20 protein-coding genes are annotated in these 20,263 nt (G+C 73.2%); 9 read left to right on the forward strand and 11 right to left on the reverse strand.

Translation table 11 applies throughout. The features are described from left to right. Nucleotides 1-19: 19 nt before the first annotated feature. The 3 genes from ACSNN8_RS15600 (at nt 20) to ACSNN8_RS15610 (ending at nt 2,365) form a co-directional block, all read left to right on the forward strand. Nucleotides 20-607, forward strand: coding sequence for a TMEM165/GDT1 family protein (locus tag ACSNN8_RS15600; protein ID WP_436649906.1), 588 nt, complete (start codon nt 20-22; stop codon nt 605-607). A 10-nt stretch (nt 608-617) separates the two neighbouring features. Continuing rightward, nucleotides 618-1,565: a cyclase family protein gene (locus ACSNN8_RS15605; RefSeq protein WP_436649907.1), complete on the forward strand. Its 948-nt coding sequence runs from the start codon at nt 618-620 to the stop codon at nt 1,563-1,565. A gap of 92 nt (nt 1,566-1,657) precedes the next feature. Continuing rightward, complete coding sequence (locus ACSNN8_RS15610; RefSeq protein ID WP_436649908.1) at nt 1,658-2,365, forward strand: tetratricopeptide repeat protein; 708 nt, start codon at nt 1,658-1,660, stop codon at nt 2,363-2,365. 35 nt (nt 2,366-2,400) lie between these two features. On the opposite strand, the gene ACSNN8_RS15615 is transcribed toward ACSNN8_RS15610, so the two are convergent. The 4 genes from ACSNN8_RS15615 to ACSNN8_RS15630 all read right to left on the reverse strand — a co-directional run bounded on the left by ACSNN8_RS15615 (nt 2,401) and on the right by ACSNN8_RS15630 (nt 5,767). Beyond that, entirely contained in the window at nt 2,401-3,438 is a 1,038-nt protein-coding gene (locus tag ACSNN8_RS15615) for a lysylphosphatidylglycerol synthase transmembrane domain-containing protein (protein WP_436649909.1), read from the reverse strand. 40 nt (nt 3,439-3,478) lie between these two features. Next, nucleotides 3,479-4,705 carry a hypothetical protein gene (locus ACSNN8_RS15620; protein WP_436649910.1) on the reverse strand — a complete coding sequence of 409 codons (1,227 nt, stop codon included), beginning with the start codon at nt 4,703-4,705 and terminating at the stop codon, nt 3,479-3,481. Beyond that, nucleotides 4,702-5,229: a SigE family RNA polymerase sigma factor gene (locus ACSNN8_RS15625; RefSeq protein WP_436649911.1), complete on the reverse strand. Its 528-nt coding sequence runs from the start codon at nt 5,227-5,229 to the stop codon at nt 4,702-4,704. Before ACSNN8_RS15625 ends, ACSNN8_RS15620 begins: the two co-directional genes overlap by 4 nt. Before the next feature lie 250 nt (nt 5,230-5,479). After that, nucleotides 5,480-5,767 (reverse strand): hypothetical protein, encoded by a 288-nt coding sequence (locus ACSNN8_RS15630; RefSeq protein ID WP_436649912.1) that lies wholly within the window; start codon nt 5,765-5,767, stop codon nt 5,480-5,482. A 206-nt stretch (nt 5,768-5,973) separates the two neighbouring features. Here ACSNN8_RS15630 and ACSNN8_RS15635 point away from each other — a divergent pair, with 206 nt between their 5' ends. After that, entirely contained in the window at nt 5,974-7,281 is a 1,308-nt protein-coding gene (locus tag ACSNN8_RS15635) for an NAD(P)/FAD-dependent oxidoreductase (RefSeq protein ID WP_436649913.1), read from the forward strand. A gap of 71 nt (nt 7,282-7,352) precedes the next feature. Beyond that, a complete protein-coding gene (locus ACSNN8_RS15640; protein ID WP_436649914.1) occupies nt 7,353-8,108 on the forward strand; it encodes a LamG-like jellyroll fold domain-containing protein in 756 nt (251 codons plus the stop codon). On the opposite strand, the gene ACSNN8_RS15645 is transcribed toward ACSNN8_RS15640, so the two are convergent. Next, entirely contained in the window at nt 8,109-9,308 is a 1,200-nt protein-coding gene (locus ACSNN8_RS15645; protein ID WP_436649915.1) for a glycoside hydrolase family 18 protein, read from the reverse strand. A gap of 124 nt (nt 9,309-9,432) precedes the next feature. Between ACSNN8_RS15645 and ACSNN8_RS15650 the strand changes: the two genes are divergently transcribed. Both ACSNN8_RS15650 and ACSNN8_RS15655 read left to right on the forward strand, forming a co-directional pair. Continuing rightward, a complete protein-coding gene (locus ACSNN8_RS15650) occupies nt 9,433-11,538 on the forward strand; it encodes an alkaline phosphatase family protein (RefSeq protein ID WP_436649916.1) in 2,106 nt (701 codons plus the stop codon). A gap of 106 nt (nt 11,539-11,644) precedes the next feature. After that, on the forward strand, nt 11,645-12,667 hold the full coding sequence (locus tag ACSNN8_RS15655) for a hypothetical protein (RefSeq protein ID WP_436649917.1): 1,023 nt from the start codon (nt 11,645-11,647) through the stop codon (nt 12,665-12,667). A 1-nt stretch (nt 12,668) separates the two neighbouring features. Here the strand turns inward: ACSNN8_RS15655 and ACSNN8_RS15660 are convergent, their stop codons facing one another. The 4 genes from ACSNN8_RS15660 to ACSNN8_RS15675 all read right to left on the reverse strand — a co-directional run bounded on the left by ACSNN8_RS15660 (nt 12,669) and on the right by ACSNN8_RS15675 (nt 16,894). Further along, on the reverse strand, nt 12,669-13,658 hold the full coding sequence (locus tag ACSNN8_RS15660; protein WP_436649918.1) for a transketolase family protein: 990 nt from the start codon (nt 13,656-13,658) through the stop codon (nt 12,669-12,671). After that, entirely contained in the window at nt 13,655-14,506 is an 852-nt protein-coding gene (locus tag ACSNN8_RS15665; RefSeq protein ID WP_436649919.1) for a transketolase, read from the reverse strand. Before ACSNN8_RS15665 ends, ACSNN8_RS15660 begins: the two co-directional genes overlap by 4 nt. An 11-nt stretch (nt 14,507-14,517) precedes the next feature. Beyond that, nucleotides 14,518-15,900 carry an MFS transporter gene (locus ACSNN8_RS15670; protein ID WP_436649920.1) on the reverse strand — a complete coding sequence of 461 codons (1,383 nt, stop codon included), beginning with the start codon at nt 15,898-15,900 and terminating at the stop codon, nt 14,518-14,520. 346 nt (nt 15,901-16,246) lie between these two features. Next, complete coding sequence (locus ACSNN8_RS15675; protein ID WP_436649921.1) at nt 16,247-16,894, reverse strand: GntR family transcriptional regulator; 648 nt, start codon at nt 16,892-16,894, stop codon at nt 16,247-16,249. A gap of 106 nt (nt 16,895-17,000) precedes the next feature. Here ACSNN8_RS15675 and ACSNN8_RS15680 point away from each other — a divergent pair, with 106 nt between their 5' ends. Further along, on the forward strand, nt 17,001-17,762 hold the full coding sequence (locus ACSNN8_RS15680) for an SDR family NAD(P)-dependent oxidoreductase (RefSeq protein ID WP_436649922.1): 762 nt from the start codon (nt 17,001-17,003) through the stop codon (nt 17,760-17,762). On the opposite strand, the gene ACSNN8_RS15685 is transcribed toward ACSNN8_RS15680, so the two are convergent. Next, nucleotides 17,763-18,599 (reverse strand): SDR family NAD(P)-dependent oxidoreductase, encoded by an 837-nt coding sequence (locus ACSNN8_RS15685; protein ID WP_436649923.1) that lies wholly within the window; start codon nt 18,597-18,599, stop codon nt 17,763-17,765. A 39-nt stretch (nt 18,600-18,638) separates the two neighbouring features. Between ACSNN8_RS15685 and ACSNN8_RS15690 the strand changes: the two genes are divergently transcribed. Then, the gene (locus tag ACSNN8_RS15690) at nt 18,639-19,595 is read left to right on the forward strand and encodes a Dyp-type peroxidase (protein ID WP_436649925.1); all 957 of its coding nucleotides are present in this window, start codon (nt 18,639-18,641) and stop codon (nt 19,593-19,595) included. Here the strand turns inward: ACSNN8_RS15690 and ACSNN8_RS15695 are convergent. Continuing rightward, nucleotides 19,588-20,223, reverse strand: coding sequence for an HAD-IA family hydrolase (locus tag ACSNN8_RS15695; RefSeq protein WP_436649926.1), 636 nt, complete (start codon nt 20,221-20,223; stop codon nt 19,588-19,590). The two genes, ACSNN8_RS15690 and ACSNN8_RS15695, sit on opposite strands and share 8 nt — an antisense overlap. Between the last annotated feature and the right edge of the window lie 40 nt (nt 20,224-20,263).

Here is a 20,263-nt window from a genome sequence, read left to right on the forward strand (position 1 = left end):
TGGATATCGGGAGTTCCTGGTGCAAGCATTCCTCGTCGCGACGGCGCTCAGCTTCGCGGTGATCTTCGTGGCCGAGCTGGGCGACAAGTCGCAGCTCATGGCCCTCACGTTCGCGACCCGCTTCAAGCCGGTCCCCGTGCTGATCGGCATCACCGTGGCCACGGCGGTCGTGCACGCGGTGTCGGTCGGCATCGGCTACGGCCTGGGGGCGACGCTGCCGACCGGGTGGATCTCGCTGGTCGCCGGCATCGCGTTCCTCGCTTTCGGCGCCTGGACGCTGCGCGGCGACTCGCTGACCGACGAGGAGAAGACCAAGGCCGAACGCAGCAGCGGCTCGGCGATCCTCGCGGTGGGCGGCGCGTTCTTCCTGGCCGAGCTCGGCGACAAGACCATGCTGGCGACGATCACGCTGGCCACCCAGCACGGCTGGTTCGGCACCTGGCTGGGCTCCACGGTCGGCATGGTCGCGGCCGACGCGCTGGCCATCCTCGTCGGGCGCCTGCTCGGCCGGCACCTGCCCGAGAAGACCATCAAGTACGGCGCGGCCGCGCTCTTCGCTATCTTCGGCATCTGGCTGATCGTCGAGGCCATCGTCGAGTTGCGATAGGGGCCGGCACATGCGGGTGTACCGGGCGGAGCTGACCGCCGACGTCACGTTCACCACAGGCGGTCGCCTGCAGGCCCAGGGTCTGCGGGTTGACGTGCCGCACCTGGACGTCACCGAGGCCGACCTGGCCCGGATGCTGGTGAGCTCGCTGGGCCTGCGCGACGTCGAGCGGGTCGAGCTCACCGGCGTACGCACCTTCGCCGCCGAGCAGGCGCCGACCGGCCCGCCCGCCGCGCCGCGCCTGCGGTTCGTCGAGCTCAGCCACGTCATCTCCGACGGCATGGTCACCTATCCCGGCCTGGACGCCCCCGTCATCACGCTGCACCGCAGCTGGGCCGAGTCCCGCCCGCAGTACGCCGAGGGCACCGAGTTCAGCTTCGACCGCATCGAGATGCTCGGCCAGACCGGCACGTACCTCGACACCCCGCGGCACCGCTACGAGGGCGGCGCCGACCTGGCCGGGATGCCGCTGGAGCGGCTCGCCGACCTGCCCGCCGTCGTGGTGCGCACGGCCGGCAGCGGGCGCCGCGCGGTCACCGAGGACGACCTCGAGCCGCTCGCCGTCGCCGGTCACGCCGTGCTGCTGCACACCGGCGGCGACCGGGACTGGGGCACCCCGCGGTACGGGCTGGAACCGCCCCACCTGACCGCCGGCGGCGCGGCCCTGCTGGTCGAGCGGGGCGCCGCGCTCGTCGGCATCGACTCGGCGAACATCGACGACAACACCCCGGCGAGCGGGGGCGAACGCCCGGCGCACACCCTGCTGCTGGCCGCCGGCATCCCGATCGTCGAGCACCTCACCGGCCTGGAGAACCTGCCGCCGCACGGCGCGCGGTTCACGGCCGCCCCGCCGCGGATCGCCGCCTTCGGCACGTTCCCCGTCCGGGCCTATGCGCAGGTGCCCCACTACGAGCCGCACGACCACACCCGGTCCGCCGGGTGGATGCCCGCCCGCTGAGCGCCGGATCTGGCTGAAAAGCCTCACACGCTGCGCAAATCGGCCGATGATTTCCCTGTGACCGCCAACCTCCCGCGGACCGGGGACCGCCGATGACGGAGTGGCCCGTCACCAGCCCGGCCGGCCCCGGCCCGGGTCCCGGAGCCGACCGGCAGCCCCCGGCCGGCCCGCGCGCCTTTCCCGGCGCGAGCGAGGTGGCGATCGCCCAGGCCGCCACGCTCTTCGAGCAGCTCGAGCTGGAACGCGCCGTCGCCACCCTGCAGCCGGTCGTCGCGACCGACCGCGGCAACGTGGAGGGCTGGGTGCTGCTCGCCCGGCTGCGGCTCGCGCTCGACCAGCCCGAGGACGCGCTGGCGGCCGCCGACACGGCCACCCGGCTGGCCCCGGCCGACCCGCGCCCGCTCGCACTGGCGAGCCGCGCGCTCACGCTGCTGGGCCGGCACGAGGACGCCGTGACCACGGCGTACCGCGCGGTCGTCGCCGAGCCGCGCAACCCCCTCTGGCACGACCGGGTCGCGTGGGCGCTGCTGTCGGCCGACCGGCAGATCGCCGACGCCGAGCAGGCCGCGCGGACCGCGATCGGGCTCGACCCCACCGAGGCGCACTACTACTACACCCACGGCGTGACGCTGGACGCCCTCGGCCACGTCGACCAGGCCCGGCAGGCGCTGCTGACCTCGCTGCGCATGGAGCCCGAGAACCCGGTCGCCCAGCACAAGCTCGCGCTGCTCAACGGCCAGGCCGAGCGCGAGCCCGAGACCCGCAGACGCGGCTGGCGCCTGTTCGGCCGCAAGGGCTAGGGCTCTGTTCCGCCCGGTGGCGGTGGCCGCGAAGGTCAGGAGGTCTGCTCTGTGCGGTGGCGGTGGCGGATGACCAGCCAGACGAGCCAGCCCAGGCCGATGATGAAGCCGAAGCTGATCAGGCGGTAGAGCACCACCGCGGCGACGGCGTGGGCGCTGACCAGGCCGCCGGCGACCAGGCCGAGCACCAGGGCGCCGTCGACGACGCCCAGCCCGCCGGGCACGATCGGCACGCTCGCGGCGGCCATGCCGGCGCAGTACGCGATCACCAGGCTCACCGGGTTGATGCCGCCCGCGCCGACCGCGACGCAGCACAACCAGAGGCACAGCGCGTCGAACAGCCAGTTGAGCAGCGCCAGCGCCACCGCGGCCGCGAAGTTCGCCGGGTGCACCCGCACCTCGCGCAGCTGCTCGACGAAGCCGACGAGCCGGTCGTGGCCGTGCTCGGGCGGGCGCCGGCGCACCCGGTTGACGCCGCCCAGCACGGCCCGCACCGGCCGGTCGAGCAGCTGCGGGCGCTCGGCCAGCTGGCGTACGCCGAAAGCGACCAGCAGGGCGGCCACCGCGTAGGCCACGAGCGTGTGCCAGCTGCCGGTGTTGCGGGCGAGCAGGCCGCCCACCGCGCCGATCACCACCAGCGCGCCGGCCGACAGCACGCCGCTGAGCGCGATGCACCAGGAGGCCACCGCGGGGGAGGCCCCGAAGCGGCGCAGCTGCTGGAAGTTGAACGTGGTCGAGAAGACCGGCCCGCCCGGCAGCGTGGCGCTCAGCGAGTGGGCCGCGTACGCGGTGGCGACGTGCTTCTTGACGCTCACCTTGGTGCCCGCGCCGCGCAGCAGTGCGCGCTGCATGCGGGCGTACGTGCCCATCGACGCCAGCTCGGCGGCGACCGCGGCGGCCACCCAGTTCCAGTGCGGCGCGCGCAGCTGGTGCAGCGCGCCGGCCAGCGCCGACCAGCCCAGCGTCAGCTCGGCGCCCAGCACGAGCACGACGACGACGGCCACGGTCGGTCCGCGGCGCCACCACGGCGCCGCCCCGGTCGTGAGCCGGGCGGACTGTTCCTGCACGGCCATCGGTTCCATGATCCCACCCGCCGGGCGGCGGCGCGGCCGATCAGCGGGTGTAGGCCAGCAGGTCGAGGTGGCGTACGTCCGGCGGCTCGACGGCCTGCACGCGCAGCTTGTTGTCCGAGTCGAACAGCGACAGCAGCGTCCGGTTCTCGTCGTCGGTGCGCACCAGCAGGTTGCCGTCCGGCCCGAAGACCGCCCCGACCACCGTGCCCGCGACGGGCAGCGACTCCAGCTTGCCGGTGGCCGTGTCGACGACCGCGTCGGCCGTGTCGGTGCCCACCGCGGTCTCGCCGGTGGTCTGCAGCGGCACGGTCACCCGCTGCCCGGTCGCGTCGACGCTGGTCGCCTTGCACGCGGCCAGGTTGTCCGGGTTGTCCTGCGGCTGGGTGTCGCCCAGCACCGGCACGCTCGTGCTCGTCCCGGTCTCGGCGGCCACCTCGAGCCCGCAGGACGAGGTCGCGTACACCAGCGTGCTGCCGTCGCCCGACCAGCGGAAGTGCTGCCCCGCGGCGAGCTGCTCCGGCAGCGGCGTGAACGCGCCGGACTCCAGGTCGAGCACGCCGGGCGCGTCCGCGTGCACCAGCAGCCGATCGCCGTCGGGCGACCAGACCGGCGCCTGGTCGGCGGCGGCCACGCCCACGGCCACCTGCTCGGTGCCGGTGGCGCCGCCGGCGTCCGCCTGCTCGCCGGCCTGCGCGACCAGCAGCTTGCCGCCGGACACGTACGCGATGCGGTGCCCGTCGGGCGAGACGCCCACCGAGGACGGCGCGTCGGGCAGCACGACCTTGCTGGTGCCCGACGCCGGTGACATGCGCACCACGTCGGGCTCCGTGCTGCGTTCCCGGTAGAAGACGTGCCCCGGCAGGTCCGCGAGGGTACGGGAGCGAGGCTTGGCGGTGCGGGGCCTGCTCGTGGTGTTCCCGCCCGCCTCGGGCGGCCGCACCGGGGACGCCGTCTGCCGCCGGGGCGAGCCGGTGGGCGAGGCGCCCGGCGACGTCGCGGTCGACGACAGCGACGGCACCATGGACGCCGCCGGATGCGGGCCGCCGGCCGCGGCTGCCATGTCGGCCGGCTCGCCGCCGTGCGGCAGGCTCCACAGCCCGCTGCCCAGGACGGCGAGCACCAGCACGGCCGCGCCGGTGCCGACGGCGGCCTCGCGCCGGGCTATCCGGCGGGACCGGTGCACCGCCCGGTCGTACAGGTCGGCCGGCTCCGCGCCGTCGGCGAGCTCGGCCAGCGAGGCCCGCAGGTGTTCGTGCTCGGCGGTCATCGTCCGGCCTCCGGCACCTCGGTGAGCAGGTGCAGGTCGGGCAGCAGCGCACGGAGCCGGTCGAGCGCGCGGGCGGTCTGCGTCTTGACCGTGCTGACCGAGACGCCGAGCAGCTGGGCGGCCTCGGCCTCGGTGCGGTCCTCGAAGAAGCGCAGCACGATCACCGCCCGCTGCTTGGCGCTCAGCGTGAGCAGCGCGCGGCGCAGCAGCAGGCGCTCGACCGCCGCGTCGGCGTGGTCGTCGGCGCCCCGGCGGTGGTCGGGCTGGTAGTCGGCCGGCAACACCTCGGCGACCTTGGGACGGCGCCACAGCGACACCTGCGCGTGGTACATCACCTTGCGGGCGTACGCCTCGGCGTTCTCCGGTTTCTCGAGGCGCTGCCAGGCCCGGTGGGTGCGGGCGAGCGCCTCCTGCACCAGGTCCTCGGCGAGGTGCTGGTCGCCGGTCAACAGGTACGCCGAGCGCAACAATGCGTGCGTCCGGGTGCGGACGAAAAGCGCATAGTCGGCCTCGCGGGCGTCCATTCGAAGGTGTCCGTTCGAGGTGTCGAGGGAGACGTGAGCGTACCCAGGCGGCTCAAGCACCGCGCTGCCGGCCACGTCGACCCCTCTCCACCATCAACGCGCCGGGCGATGCCGCCCCGTGCGGGCACCGACCAGCACTTGCACCAGGCGATGCCTCCCCGTGTGCGCATCGTCCGGCGCCATCCAAGACGCCGGAGGGGCGGTCGCCGGACGACAACCGTTCGGCCGAATTCCGGACTCGGCCGTTCGGTCACCGGTGTTCGCGGACCCGCTCCACGGTCCAGCCGATGAACTGGGCGATCTCCTCGTCGGGCGTCGACTCGTCCACGGCCCACGCCTCGAGCGCCCGCCGCAGCGACGGCGGCACGCCCGGGGTGACGATGTCGTCGGCGAAGGTCACCAGGTCCTGCTCGCGCCGCTCGGCACGGGCCTCGTCCGCGAGGAAGGGCGCCAGCAGGTACCGCCGGACGTGGACGCGGCAGGAGTCGTCGTGACCGTGCGTCAGGACGCGTGCGGAAGGGGGCGGACGTCGAGCCAAGACGACTCCTTCGGACACGAGTGCGTCGCGTACCCCCGATCGACACCGGTACGCGTGAGTGAGCGGGACCCGATCGATTCGGTGCGGACGGCCACGGGGATTGGCGAATGTCGCCGCGCTCACATCGCGACCGGGCCGTTCTTGGGTAGCGTCGGGACATCGGTTCTGCTCGCAGGGCGCCGCCCGCGCCCGGGACGGAGGCCCGCATGGCACGCCCCCGCATCGTCGTCGTCGGCGCCGGGTTCGCCGGCTTCACCGCGGCGCGTGAGCTCGGCAAGCTGTCCCGTGGCGGCGCCGAGATCGTGGTGCTCAACCCCACCGACTACTTCCTCTATCTGCCGCTGCTGCCCGAGGTGGCGGCCGGCATCCTCGAGCCCCGGCGGGTCACCGTCTCGCTGCAGGCGGCGCTTCCGGGGGTGCGCCAGATCCTGGGCGAGGCCGACGGGTTCGATCTGCGGCAGCGCACGGTCACCTACCGCGACCCCGAGGGGCGGGCCGGCTCGATCGGCTACCACCGGCTGGTGATCGCGGCCGGCAGCGTCAACAAGCTGCTGCCCGTGCCCGGCGTGACCAAGTACGCGCACGGCTTCCGCGGCATCCCCGAGGCGCTCTATCTGCGCGACCACGTCACCCGGCAGATCGAGCTGGCCGCCGACGCCCGCACCGAGCAGGAGCAGCGCGCACGCTGCACGTTCGTCGTGGTGGGCGCGGGCTACACCGGCACCGAGGTGGCCGCGCAGGGCGTGCTGTTCACCCGCGCGCTGACGGCCCACCGGCCCGAGCTGCGTGACCGGGTGCGCTGGATCCTGCTCGACACCGCCGAGCGGGTGCTGCCGTCGCTCGACCGCCGGCTCGCCGACGCCTCCGACCGGGTGCTGCGGGAGCGGGGCGTCGAGGTCCTCCTGCGTACGAGTGTGAAAGAGGCCACAGAGGACGGCGTGCACCTGTCCACGGGCGACTTCGTCCCCACCCGCTCGCTGATCTGGTGCGTGGGCGTGCGGCCCGACCCGCTCGTCACCGCCGCCGGCCTGCCGCTGCGCGAGGGGCGGATCGTCGTCGACGAGTACCTCACGGTGCCCGGCCATCCGGACGTGTACGTGATCGGCGACGCGGCGGCCGTGCCCGACCTGACCCGGCCCGGCGAGATCACCGGCATGACCGCGCAGCACGCCGTGCGGCAGGGCGCGGTCGCGGCGAAGAACATCGCGGCCTCGTACGGGACGGGTCGCCGCCGCCCCTACAAGCACCACGACCTCGGGTTCGTCGTCGACCTCGGCGGGTTCGACTCGGCCGCGAACCCGCTGGGCGTGCCGGTGAAGGGGTTCCCCGCCAAGGTGGTGACCCGCGGCTACCACCTGCTCTCGATGCCCGGCAACCGGGTGCGGGTGGCGGCGGACTGGCTGCTCGACGCCGTGCTGCCGCGGCAGGGGGTGCAGCTGGGCCTGGTGCCGGGCGAGTCGGTCCCGCTCGACAGCGCGTCGCCCGAGGAACAGACGAGCGGTTCGTCCGTTTAGGCGACCAGGATCGGGCGGACGGCGGGGGGTTTGCGGGCCGGAGCCAAGGGTGCGCAAGCCATAATTCGGGCATGCGATCTTGTTGGTTCGGCGGGATGGTCGTCGTCGCCGTCTCGGCAGCTTTCGTTGTCAGCGGGCCCGCGCCCGTTCGTGCCACCCCGCCCGGCGGTCCGCGAGCCGCGGCGGTGGGAACGCCGGTCGTGATGGCGCGCTACGCGTTCAACGGCGCGTCCGGCTCCATCCTCGACGAGTCGGGACGCGGGCACACCCTGCGGGTCATCTCGGGGCACGGCGGCGTCGTGCGGCGGGTCGCGCACGGGGAGGGCTCCGCGCTGCTGTTCCCGCCCCGCTGCACGCAGCGCACCTGCCCGCACGTGGCGCTGCAGACGCCCTCGACGGCCGACCTCAACCCCGGCGCCCGCGACTTCTCGTTCGGCGCCGACGTGCTGCTCAGCCCCACGCAGACGAGCAAGGGGCAGAACGTCGTGCAGAAGGGCTACTCCACCACGGGCAGCCAGTGGAAGCTGCAGATCGACGGCGCCGCCGGGCGGCCCAGCTGCGTGCTGGTCGGCGACGGGCAGCGCCGCATCCGCGTGGCGACCAGCGTCGTTTCGGTGGCCGACGGGCGGTGGCACCGGCTGCGCTGTTCCCGGATCGGCTCACGCCTGTCGGTCTACGTGGACGGTCTGCTGCGCGGCTGGATCGCCGTGCCGCCGGGGCTCCCGATCACCAACGACCGGCCGTTGAGCATCGGGGGCAAGGGCGCCTACGCCGACAACGACCAGTTCAACGGCGCCCTCGACAACGTCTGGGTGCAGGTGGGCTGATCAACGGGTGAGCCCGGTGGCCATCGACGTGAGCAGGTCGCCGGTCGCCGTGTCGCCGGAGAGCTCCCACGCGAACGCGCCGCCCAGCGCCTTGCTGCGGGCGTACGCCATCTTGGCCGCGATCGTCCCGGGGGTGTCGTAGGACCACCACTGGTCGCCGCAGTGGGCGTACGCGGTGCCGGCGACGGTGCCGGTCGGAGGGCAGCGCTTCACCAGCACCTCGTACTCCTCGAGGCCCTTCTCGTAGCGCCCCGCGGCCGGCCCGCTCGCCGCGCCGCCCGGCTCGGCCGCCGACACCCCGGTCCAGCCGCGGCCGTAGAACCCGACGCCCAGCAGCACCTTGGCGGACGGGATGCCCAGCTCCGCCAGCTTGTCCACGGTGGCCGAGGTGGTCGCGTCGGGGCGCGGGATGCCGGGATACGCGGTGAGCGGCGAGTGCGGGGCCGTCCGCGCCGGCGCGTCGCCGCCCGCGCCGAAGTAGTCGTAGGTCATCGCGCTGAGCCAGTCGGCGCTGTCCGCCGCGGATCGGTAGTCGGTGGCCGCGAGCTTGGTGGGGTCGCCCGGCACGGCCGCCGTGACGACGGCGCCGGGCCCGAACTCGGACCGCAGCGAGCCGAGCAGCCTCGGGAGCGCGTCCGGGCCGCTCCTGTCGCAGGACAGGCCGCAGGCGTTCGGGTACTCCCAGTCGACGTCGATGCCGTCGAAGACGCCGGACCAGCGCGGGTCCTCCACCAGCGCCCGGCACGACCGGGCGAACGCGGCCGGGTCGCGCGCGGCCTCGGTGAAGCCGGCCGAGCCGGTCCAGCCGCCGAACGACCACAGCACCTTGAGGCCGGGGTGCTTCTGCTTGAGTTTGCGCAGCTGGCCGATGTTGCCGCGCGGTGTGGCGCCGGCCGCGTCGGCGACCCCGTCGACGCTGCGCGCGGCGGCGATCGGCTTCTCGTAGTCGGCCCAGCGGTCGGCGGCCGTGCACTTGCCGCCGCTGACCTTGCCGAACGCGTACAGCAGGTGGGTGAGCCGCCCGGCGGCCCCGCTCGTGTCGAGGTCCTTGACCTGGAAGTCGCGCGCGTAGACGCCCCACCCCGTGAAGTAGCCGACGACCTTGGGGGCAGCGGGGGGAGCGGGCGCCGGCTCGGGCGACGGCGAGCACGCGGCGAGGCCGAGCAGGATAAGGATGATCAAGACGAAACGGGCGCGCACCGCTCCGAAGCTATCCGGACGGCACAACCGCAACCCAGATGATCACTCGACCGGGTGTACCCGGCCCGGGGTGATTCCGGGCACGCCCGGTCACCGCGCGGCGGAGCTGTGCGATCGTTTTCCGGTGGCCATCAGCCCGCACGAGCCCCCCGCAGCCCCAGCCGTCCGCAGCTGGAAGGCCGAGCTGCGCGCGCTGCTGGGCTGGCGGCGCATCCTGACCCGGCTGCGGGCCGTGCTGCGCAGCGCGCTGGTGACGTTCGTCGTGCTGACCCTGACGCTGTGGCTGATGCCGGGCGTGGAGAGCAACGACATCGTCGACACGCTGGGCCTGGTGGCGATCGTCGCCGGCGTGGGCGCCGTGCTGCGCCCGCTGCTGCTGGTCGGCATCGTGGCGCTCGGCGGCTGGGGGGCGATGCTGCTCGGCGTCGTCGCCCAGGTCGTGGTCATCGTGGTGGCCCTCGAGATCGACCCGGCCAACCGGATCAGCGGGTTGCCCTCGCTGGTGGTCACCGCGATCCTGGCCGTCGTGTTCGCCGCGATCATCGACTGGATGGCGGACAGCGGCTCCGACGACACCTTCGTCCGCGAGGCCAAGCGGCTCATGCGCGGGGTGCGCCGCCGCCAGGCCCGGCTGGTCGGCGGGCCGATCATCACATTCCGCCGCCCCCGGCAGGGCACCGAGCCGGGTCTGCTGATGGTGCAGCTCGACGGGCTGTCCGAGCCGGTGCTGCGGTGGGCGGTGCGGGCCGGCAACCTGCCCACGCTCGGGCACTGGCTGCGCTCGGGCAGCCACACGCTGCGCGGCTGGCACACCGGGCTGCCCTCGACCACGCCCGCCTCGCAGGCCGGCATCCTGCACGGCGCGTCCCGGCAGATCCCGGCGTTCCGGTGGTTCGAGAAGGACACCGGCAAGCTGATGGTGACCAACCGCCCGCGCGACGCGGCGGTGCTCGAGCCGCGGCTCAGCGACGGTCGTGGCCTGCTGCGCGACGGCGGGGTGAGCATCGGCAACGCATTCAGCGGCGACGCCGCGGTCAGCCTGCTCACGGTGAGCCACGCGGCGCTGCCGGGGCGGTCCGCGCGCGGCTGGGCCGCGTTCATGGCCTCCCCGTACGGCTTCACGCGCGCGCTGGTGCTGGGCGTCGGCGAGGTCTTCACCGAGCTGCACCAGGCCCGGCTCCAGCGGCGCCGCAACCTGCAGCCGCGGGTGAGCCGCTCGGGCGCGTTCCTGGCGCTGCGCCCGGCCTCGATGCTGCTGCGCGACGTGAACGTCTCGCTGATCGCCGAGCAGATGGCCCGCGGCGCGCCGGCGATCTACTGCGACCTGGTCGACTACGACGAGGTGGCCCATCACGCCGGACCCGCGCGGCCCGAGTCGATGCGCCAGCTCGAGAGCCTCGACCGCATGCTCGGCGTGCTCGAGCGGCTGGCGCCCGAGGCGGCCCGGCGCTACCACCTCGTGGTGCTCTCCGACCACGGGCAGAGTCAGGGCGCCACGTTCCGCCAGCGCTACGGCGAGAGCCTCGACGAGGTGGTCGAGCGGTTCTCGGCGGGCGACCCGGCGGCCGCTCCCGAGTCGCCGGCGGAGGCGGAGGCGACCCGCGAGCCGCACTTCCCCGAGCCGCCGGTCGCGCCGCTGCTGGTCGTCTCGTCGGGCAACCTAGCGCTGCTCTACCTCACGAAGTTCCCCGACCGGCTCGACCGGGCCGCGATCGACCGGGAGTACCCGCGGCTCATCCACGGGCTGGTCGCCCACCCGGGCATCGGCCTGGTCGTGGTGCTGGACGACGACGGCCCGGTCGCGCTGGGCACGTCGGGCACCCACCGCCTGCGCGACGGGGTGGTGCACGGCATCGACCCGCTGCTGCCGTACGGCCCGCGCGCCCGCGAGGACCTGCTGCGCCACCAGGAGGCCGCGCACGTCGGCGATCTGGTGCTGATCAGCTGCGTCGACCCGGTCACCGAGGAGGTCGCCGCGTTCGAGGAGCTGGTCGGCTCGCACGGCGGGCTGGGCGGCTGGCAGACCGACGCGATGATCGTGCACCCGAGCCGATGGCCGATGACCGGGACCGAGCTCGTCGGCCCGGACGCCGTGCACCACCAGCTCGTCGAGTGGCTGGCGATGCTGGGTCTGCGCACCCAGGAGCCGGTCCCCGAGCTGGAGCATCTCGAGCCGCACGCCTTCGAGGCCGGCGATGTCGCGAGACTTTCGAGGACGCACGACGGTTAGGCACTTTGTGCCACGTCTCCCGGTTCTCGTTCTAGCTGTCGCCGCTCTGCTGTTGCCCGCGGCCGCCGCCCCTGCGGTGGGCCCGCGGGCGCGCTCGGAGGCGCCGGTGTTCAACGGCGGCGTCTACGCGATCGCGCACCGCGGCGCCACGACGTACGTCGGCGGCTCCTTCACCACCGCCACCGCGGGTGGCCGCACCTATCCGCGCGAGCGGCTGGCCGCCTTCGACTCGCGCACGGGCAAGCTGCTCGACTGGTCGCCGCGCGCCGACGGGGTGGTGCGGGCGCTGGCCGCCACCCCGGAGAGCGTCTACGCCGCGGGCGACTTCCACCGGGTCGACGGCGAGAAACGCGACTCGCTGGCCCGCCTGCACCCGACCGGCGGCGCCGTCGGCTCGTTCCGGCACACCCTTTCCGGTACGCCCTACGCCCTCGCGATCGGCAACGGCCGGCTCTATCTGGGCGGCAGCTTCACCGACGTCTCCGGGCAGAAGCGCGCCAACCTGGCGGCCTTCTCGCTGACCACCGGCGTGCTGGACGCGCGCTGGCGCCCGGCCGCCGACGACACCGTGCACGCGCTGGCGGTCGCCGGCCCGCGGGTGTACGTCGGCGGCGGCTTCCACACGGTCAACGCGGTCAAGGGCACCTTGCGGCTGGCCACGGTGGACGGCGCCGGCGGGACCGTCGACCCGAGGTTCCTGCCGCGGGTGCCGGCCGAGGTCCGGGCGATCGCGCTGGACCCGACCGGCGTGCACGTCGCCACGGCGGGGGTGGGCGGACGGGCGATCTCCTACAGCCACACCGGCACGCTGCGCTGGCAGCGGGTGTTCGACGGCGACGCCTCGGCGATCGCGGTCACCGGCGGCATCACCTATGTGGGCGGGCACTTCGACAGCGCCTGCCTGACCGAGCGCAACGGCGTCAAGGGCGGCTGCGTCGACGGCTCACGGCCGCGCTTCAAGCTCGCGGCCGTGACGTCGAAGGGGCAGCTGACCGGCTGGGCGCCGAAGGCGAACGGCGTGATCGGCGTCCGGGTGCTGAGCGTGAACGCCGTGGCGGGCGCGCTCGAGGCCGGCGGCGACTTCACCATGATCGACGGGAAGGACCGCCGCCGGTTCGCTGCGTTCTGACTCAGAGGGAGGCCCGGACCTTGGCGACCACCGCGTCGGTGGACAGCCCGTACCGGTCGTGCAGGGTGGGCAGGGCGCCCGCCGCGAGGAACTCGTCGGGCAGCGCGATGGGCACGATGCCCCGGCCCTGACCGGCGAACGCCAGCGCGGCGGCGACGGACTCGCCCAGCCCGCCGCGGATGGTGTGGTTCTCGAGCGTGACGACCAGCCGGTCGGTGGCCGCCGCGCGCAGGATCGCCTCGGTGTCCAGCGGCTTGATGGTCGGCACGTGCAGCACCGCCACGTCCACGTTGTCCTCGGCCAGCCGGTCGGCGGCGGCGAGCGCCCGCATGGTCATCAGCCCGGTGGAGATCAGCACCGCGTCGCGGCCGGTGCGCAGCTCCGCGGCCTTGCCGAGCTCGAACCGGTAGTCGTACTGGTCGAGGACGGTCGGCACGTTGCCGCGCAGCAGCCGCAGGTACGTCGGCCCGTCGTGGGCGGCCAGCGCGGGCACGGCCTGTTCGATGTCGACGGAGTCGCACGGGTCGACGATCGTGAGGTTGGGCATGCCGCGCAGGATCGCCAGGTCCTCGGTCGCCTGGTGGCTGGGGCCGTAACCGGTGGTCAGGCCGGGCAGCCCGCCGACGACGTTCACGTTGAGGTTGGGCTCGGCGATGTCCAGGCAGAGGAAGTCGTACGCCCGCCGGGTGGCGAACACGGAGTACGTGGAGGCGAACGGCACCAGGCCCACCTCGGCCATGCCGGCCGCGGCGCCGAGCAGCACCTGCTCGGCCATGCCCATCTGGAAGAACCGCTCCGGGTGGGCGTCGCGGAAGATGTGCATGTCGGTGTACTTCGCGAGGTCCGCGCTCATGCCGACGATCTCGGGACGCTCGTCGGCGAGCCGGGCCAGGGCGTGGCCGAACGGCGCGCTTGCCGTCTTCTGCCCCGGGTCGGCGAACGAGGCGATCATCGCGGAGGTGGTCAGCTTGCGCTGGGTCGGGGTGGTCATCGGCGGTAGCCTTCCTCGAGCTGGTCGCGGGCGATCTGCCATTCGTGGGCGTCGACGCGCATGAAGTGCGCCTTCTCCCGGGTTTCGAGCAATGGCACACCCCGGCCGATGCGGGTGTCGCAGATGATCACGGCGGGGGAGCCGCGGTGCTCGCGGGCCTCGTCGAAGGCGGCGACGAGCGCGGCGAGGTCGTTGCCGTCGACCCGGATCGCGTGCCAGCCGAAGGCCCGCCACTTGTCCGTGATCGGTTCGGTGCGCAGCACTCCGGCGGTCGGGCCGTCGGCCTGCAGGGCGTTGACGTCGACGATGGCGGTGAGGTTGTCCAGCCCGTGGTGGGCGCCGGCCATCGCGGCCTCCCACGTGGAGCCCTCGTCCAGCTCGCCGTCGGAGAGCAGGTTGTAGACGCGGGCCGGGTTGCCCTGGTGGCGCAGGCCGAGCGCCATGCCGGTGGCGACGGTGAGACCGTGCCCGAGCGAGCCGCCGGAGATCTCCATGCCGGGCGTGTAGGACGCCATGCCCGACATCGGCAGCCGGCTCCCGTCGCTGCCGTACGTCTGCAGCTCCTCGACCTCGATCACGCGGGCCTCGGCCAGGGCCGCGTAGAGGGCGATCGCGTAGTGGCCGATGGAGAGCAGGAACCGGTCGCGGCCGGGCCAGTGCGGGTCCTCGGGCTTGAACCGCAGCTGGTCGAGGTAGGCGACGGCGAGCACGTCGGCGACGCCGAGGGCCTGGCCGATGTAGCCCTGGCCCTGCACCTCGCCCATGTCGAGGGCATTGCGCCGGATCCGGTACGCGGCGTCGCGCAGCCGGGTGAGGCGGTCGGTTCGCGGTTCGGTGGTGGATGTCATGGTCGTCCTCCTCAGACGGTGGTGGCGTCGGTGCGGCGGGCCCAGGACGCGTGCGTGTTGACGCCCTTGACCTCTCGGGCGAGGCGCTCGACCTGTTCACGCTCCTTGGCGCCCCACGTCTCCGGCGTGGCCAGCGCCGCGAGGAGCCCGAGCAGGCCGTACGCGGTGAACAGCAGCGCCGGTCCGATCCAGCCGAAGTTGCCGTAGAGCGCGGTTGCCAGCAGCGGCGTGAAGCCGGAGACGACCGCGGACAGCTGGTAGGCCAGCGAGGCGCCGCTGGTGCGGGTCTTGGCGTTGAAGAGCTCGGAGAACCAGGCGCCCTGCACGCCGGCCAGCGAGTTCTGGCAGACGGTGTAGCTGATGACGAACGCCAGCACGATGAGCACGGCGGTCTCGGTGTTGACGGCCAGGAACAGCGGCACACCCCACACCGCCACGAGGGCACAGCCGACCATGTAGACCGGGCGCCGGCCGAAGCGGTCGGACAGGTGCCCGTACCAGGCGGTGGCGCCGATGCCCAGGGCGGCGGCGACCAGCAGCGCGGTCAGCGTGACCGGCCGGTCGGCGATGTCGTTCAGGCTGATGTAGGAGAGCATGAAGGTCACCGACACGGCGTAGCCGGCGGTCTCGGCGATGCGCAGGCAGAACGCGCGCAGGACGTTGCGCCAGTCGTCGCGCAGCACCTCGAGCAGCGGGTTCTTGGAGACCGCTCCCTCCTCCTTGAGCTCCTCGAACTCCGGGGACTCGTCGATCTTCAGGCGGATCATGATGCCGACGACGATCAGCACGGCGCTGAGCAGGAACGGCACCCGCCACGCCCACTGCGAGCCGAGCGGCACGCTGGCCAGGAAGGCGAGGTTCGCGAGCAGCAGCCCGACCGGGAAGCCGGCCTGCGTGATGCCGGTGTAGAGCCCGCGTTTGCGCCAGGGCGCGTGTTCGAAGGTCATCAGGATCGCGCCGCCCCACTCCGCGCCGAACGCCAGGCCCTGGATGACCCGGACGACGACGAGCAGCACCGCGGCCCAGACGCCGACCATCTGATAGGTCGGCAGCACGCCGATGAGGACGGTCGCGACGCCCATCAGCAGCAGCGATCCGACCAGGACGGGCTTGCGGCCGATCCGGTCGCCGAGGTATCCGCCGACGATGCCGCCCAGCGGCCGCACGGCGAAGCCGATGCCCAGCGTCGCGAACGACAGCAGCGTGCCGGACAGCGGGTCGGACTCGGGGAAGAAGACGTCGCCGAAGTAGAGGGCGGCCGCCGTGCCGAAGCCGATGAAGTCGTAGGTCTCGATGGTCGCGCCCACTCCGCAGCCGATCGCGACCCGCTTCTTCTCGGGGGTGCCGTCGATCGGATGCCACTGGGCGACGTTCTGAACCGGGGGTTGCGCCATGGGGGAGCCCCTCACGTCGTGCCGACAGTTGACTGTTAACAGTCGGCTGTTGAGAGACGATGCTGGACGTCATGTGTCGGATGTGTCAACCCACTGTTACGGCGACGTGCAGCAAATGAAACGGATCAATGCGCGCGCGATGCCGGGTGAGCCCACCGGGCGCTGTCGCGGACGCCCTGCACGGTGATGCCTATGGGCCGCTTCAGGCGGCGAGGCGCTCCGCCGCCCGGCTCATGTGCTGGTGGGCGACGTCCACGGCGGCGGCTGGGCTGCTTCAGGCGGCGAGGCGCTCGGCTGCCCGGCTCATGTGCTGGTGGGCGACGTCCACGGCGGCGGCTGGGCTGCTTCAGGCGGCGAGGCGCTCGGCTGCCCGGCTCATGTGCTGGTGGACGATGTCCTCGGCGGCGGCCGGGTCGCCGACCTCGATGGCATCCACTATCGGCGAGTGGTAGTCGCCGGACATCAGGGCGGACTGCTGCTCGCCGCGAGCCATGATCGTCACGCGGATGCGCCCGGCCAGCCCCTGCCACGTCGTGGTCAGCATGGAGTTGCCCGACAGGTCGCAGAGCAGCTGGTGGAACGCCATGTCGGCGTCGACGTGGGCGATGAAGTCGCCGGGGGTGTCGTTCAGCTCGGACACGGCGTGGCGCAGGGCCCGCACGGCGTTGTCACGGTCCGGCGACGCGATGATCAGCCGGGCGGCCAGCCCCTCGAGCGCCGCCCGGACCTGGAACAGCTCGCGCACCTCGGTGGCGGTGTGGCTGCGGACCCGCAGCATGCCGCGCGCACCGGGGGTCACCAGCCCCTCCTGCTGCAGGTGCCGCAGGGCCTCGCGGATCGTGCCGCGGCTGACCCCGAGGCGGCCGGCCAGCTCGACCTCGCCCAGGTGGTCGCCCGGCTGGTACTGCCCCGAGGTCACGGCGAAGCGCAGCGCATCGAGGGCGCGTTCACGCAGCGTGCTGCGGTCCAGGCTCATCATCGGGTCGGCTGCCATGCCCCGATCTTAGGCACGCAATCTGTCAACATCCAAATGTTGACTGTTGACAGTCGGCAGATGGACAGCTTTCCTGGAGAGACCCACCGCTTCCAGAGGAGTGCTCATGTCCGTCTCCGACAAGACCGCCGTCGTCACCGGCGCCGGCTCCCGGCGCGGGATCGGCCGCGCCACCGCCCACACCCTGGCCGCCGCCGGCTGGAACATCGCGATCCTCGACATCGACGAGGCCAGCGCAAAAGAGGCCGCGACCGAGGTCGCCGAGCAGCACGGGGTGCAGGCGCTCGGGGTGGCCTGCGACGTCACCGACGAGCGGTCCGTGGGCCAGGCCGTCGACGCGATCACCGGCTCGCTGCCGCCGGCCGGCGCCGTGATCAACAATGCGGGCATCACCTCACCCGTGCCGTTCCTCGAGGTCACCGGCGAGGAATGGGACCGGATCTTCGCCGTGAACGTCCGCGGGTCGTACAACATCACCCGTCGTCTCGCGCCGGGCATGGCCGAGCGCGGGTTCGGCCGCGTGGTCTTCCTGTCCTCGGTGTCCGCCGAGCGGGGCGGCGGCGTCTTCGGCGGGGTGGCCTACTCCGCTGCCAAGGCCGCGCAGCTCGGTTTCGCCCGCGCGCTGGCCCGCGAGGTGGGTCAGTACGGCATCACCGTCAACTCGGTCGCTCCAGGCCTGATCGACACCGACATCACGGCCGGCAAGCTCGACCCCGAGCGCAAGGCGCAGATCATCGCCGGCGTTCCGAGCGGGCGCGCGGGCACCGTGGCGGACGTCGCCGACCTGATCACCTATCTGTGCCGGGAGGAGTCCGGCTACATCACCGGGGCCACCTACGACGTCAACGGCGGCTCCCACATCCACTAGTCAGGTGATCCGGCGGCGTGCCGCGACCCGCTGGCTGAGGCGCCAGTACCGGGTGGGCGTCAGGCGGGCGAGCCAGTCGGCGCCCTTGGCCACGCCGCCGATCACGAGCCGTGGCCTGCGGTTGTGCACGGCGGCCACGATCTGCTTCGCCGCCTCCTCGGCCGGCATGGTCAGCGCCCGCTCGGCGAAGCGCCGCGCCTGCTCGGCCTGTGCGCCGCCCGGGTCGCCCGCGCTGAGCCGGGCGGCGGCCGCGATGTTCGTACGGATGCCGCCCGGGTGCACCACGGTCACCCCCACGCCGCGCGGCTCCAGCTCGTTGCGCAGCGCGTCGGTGAAGCCGCGCACGCCGAACTTGCTGGTCGCGTACGCCACCTGACCGGCCGGCGCGATGAGTCCGAACAGGCTCGACACGTTCACCAGGTGCGAGCCGGGCCGTTCCAGCAGCTGCGGCAGGAACGCCTTGGTCAACCGGATGACCGCGAGGAGGTTGATCTCGAGCAGCCATTCGAAGTCGGCCAGGCTGTTCTGCTCGAAGCTGCCCATCAGCGTGACGCCCGCGTTGTTGACCAGCAGGTCGACGCCGCCGTGCCGGGACGCGACCTCGGCGGCCAGATCGAGCCGGTCGCCGCCGTCGCCCAGATCCACCTCGTACGTCGTCACGTCGCCCGCGCCCAGCTCCCGGGCCATCTCGGCGACCCGGGCGAGGCCCTCCGCATCCCGGTCGACCAGCGCCAGCACCGCCCGTCGGCGCGCCAGCTCCAGGGTGAGCGCCGCGCCGATCCCTCCGGCGGCGCCCGTGACCAGACAGGTCCGCCCCGCGAACGCGAAGTGCTTCATCGGGCCATTATCGGTCCCGCCGCCCCTAGACTGCGGCCCATGACCGCGCCTCGATCATTGGCCCCGACCGTCACCTCGCAGGCGGTGCTGGCCCCGCTCACCGACGCCGCGATCTTCCTGGTGTTCACCGTGCGCCCGGGCGGGGAGCAGGTCGTCCGTGACCTGCTCGAGGACGTGAGCGGCCTGCAGCGGTCGGTCGGGTTCCGGCTGCCCGCCGCCCAGCTGTCCTGCGTCACCGGCATCGGCTCCGACCTGTGGGACCGCCTGTTCGCCGGCCCGCGTCCCGCCGGGCTGCACCGCTTCCGCGCCTGGAAGGGCCCCCGGCACAGCGCGCCCTCCACCCCGGGCGACCTGCTGTTCCACATTCGCGCCGGGCAGATGGACGTCTGCTTCGAGCTGGCCGGCAAGCTGGCCGAGCGGCTGCGCGACGTGGCCGACGTGGCCGACGAGACGCACGGCTTCAAGTACTTCGACGAGCGCGACCTGCTCGGCTTCGTCGACGGCACCGAGAACCCGGTGGGCGCCGAGGCCTTCGACCACGTGGTGATCGGCGAGGAGGACGAGGCGTTCGCCGGCGGCAGCTACGTGATGGTGCAGAAGTACCTGCACGACCTGGCCGCCTGGAACGCGCTGACCGTGGAGCAGCAGGAGGCCGCGATCGGCCGCACCAAGCTCGACAACATCGAGCTCAAGGACAAGGCGCCCGACTCGCACGTCGCACTGAACACGGTAGACGACCCGGACGGCAACGAGCTCAAGATCCTGCGCGACAACATGCCGTTCGGCTCGATCAAGGACGGCGAGTTCGGCACGTACTACATCGCGTACGCCGCCACGCCCGACGTTCCCGAGCTGATGCTGCGCCGCATGTTCCTCGGCGACCCGTACGGCACGTACGACCGCATCCTCGACTTCTCGACCGCCGTGACCGGCTCGCTGTTCTTCGTGCCGCCGGCCGCGTTCCTCGACGACCTGCCGGACGCGCCCGCTACGTGAGCAGGGCCGCGAGGTCGTTCAGCGTGTTCAGCCGCAGGTCGCCGTCGAGCCCGCGCAGCGCCGCCGTGCGCGCGCCGGCCGCGCGTCCCGCCGCGAGCCCCACCTCGGCGTCCTCGACCACCAGGCAGTCCGCCGGGTCGACGCAGAGCAGCTCCGCGGCCCGCAGGTAGCCCTCCGGGTCGGGCTTGCCCGCGCCGATGTCGTCGGTCGTCACGAGCACCGACGCGACTATGCCCGCCGCCGCCAGGCGGGCCTTGGCCAGCCGGCTGTCGGCGCTGGTCACCACGGCCCACGGGATGCCCTTGAGCGTCAGCTTGAGCAGCAGCTCGCGGGCGCCGGGGGTGGCCTGCACGTCGGAGAGGTCGTCGTACTGCAGCTCGAGCTGCCGCGCCGCCGCCACGACCAGCGCGGCCTCGTCGAGGTGGGGCAGGAGCTTGCGTACGGTCGTCGCGCTGGGGCTGCCGTGGGCCATCTCGTACGCCTGCTGCCCGTCGACCCCGTACTCGGACGCCCAGGACAGCCAGGACCGCTCCACCGCCCGATCCGAGTCGACGAGCGTGCCGTCCATGTCGAACAGGATCGCCCGCACGGTGCTGATGTCGAACGGGGCCGGATGGGTCTCGGGCACCTACAACCTCCAGGTCCTTGTCTTCAGTCGGGCTCGGCGA

Source organism: Actinoplanes sp. URMC 104, from assembly GCF_051386375.1.
GTDB lineage: Bacteria > Actinomycetota > Actinomycetes > Mycobacteriales > Micromonosporaceae > Actinoplanes.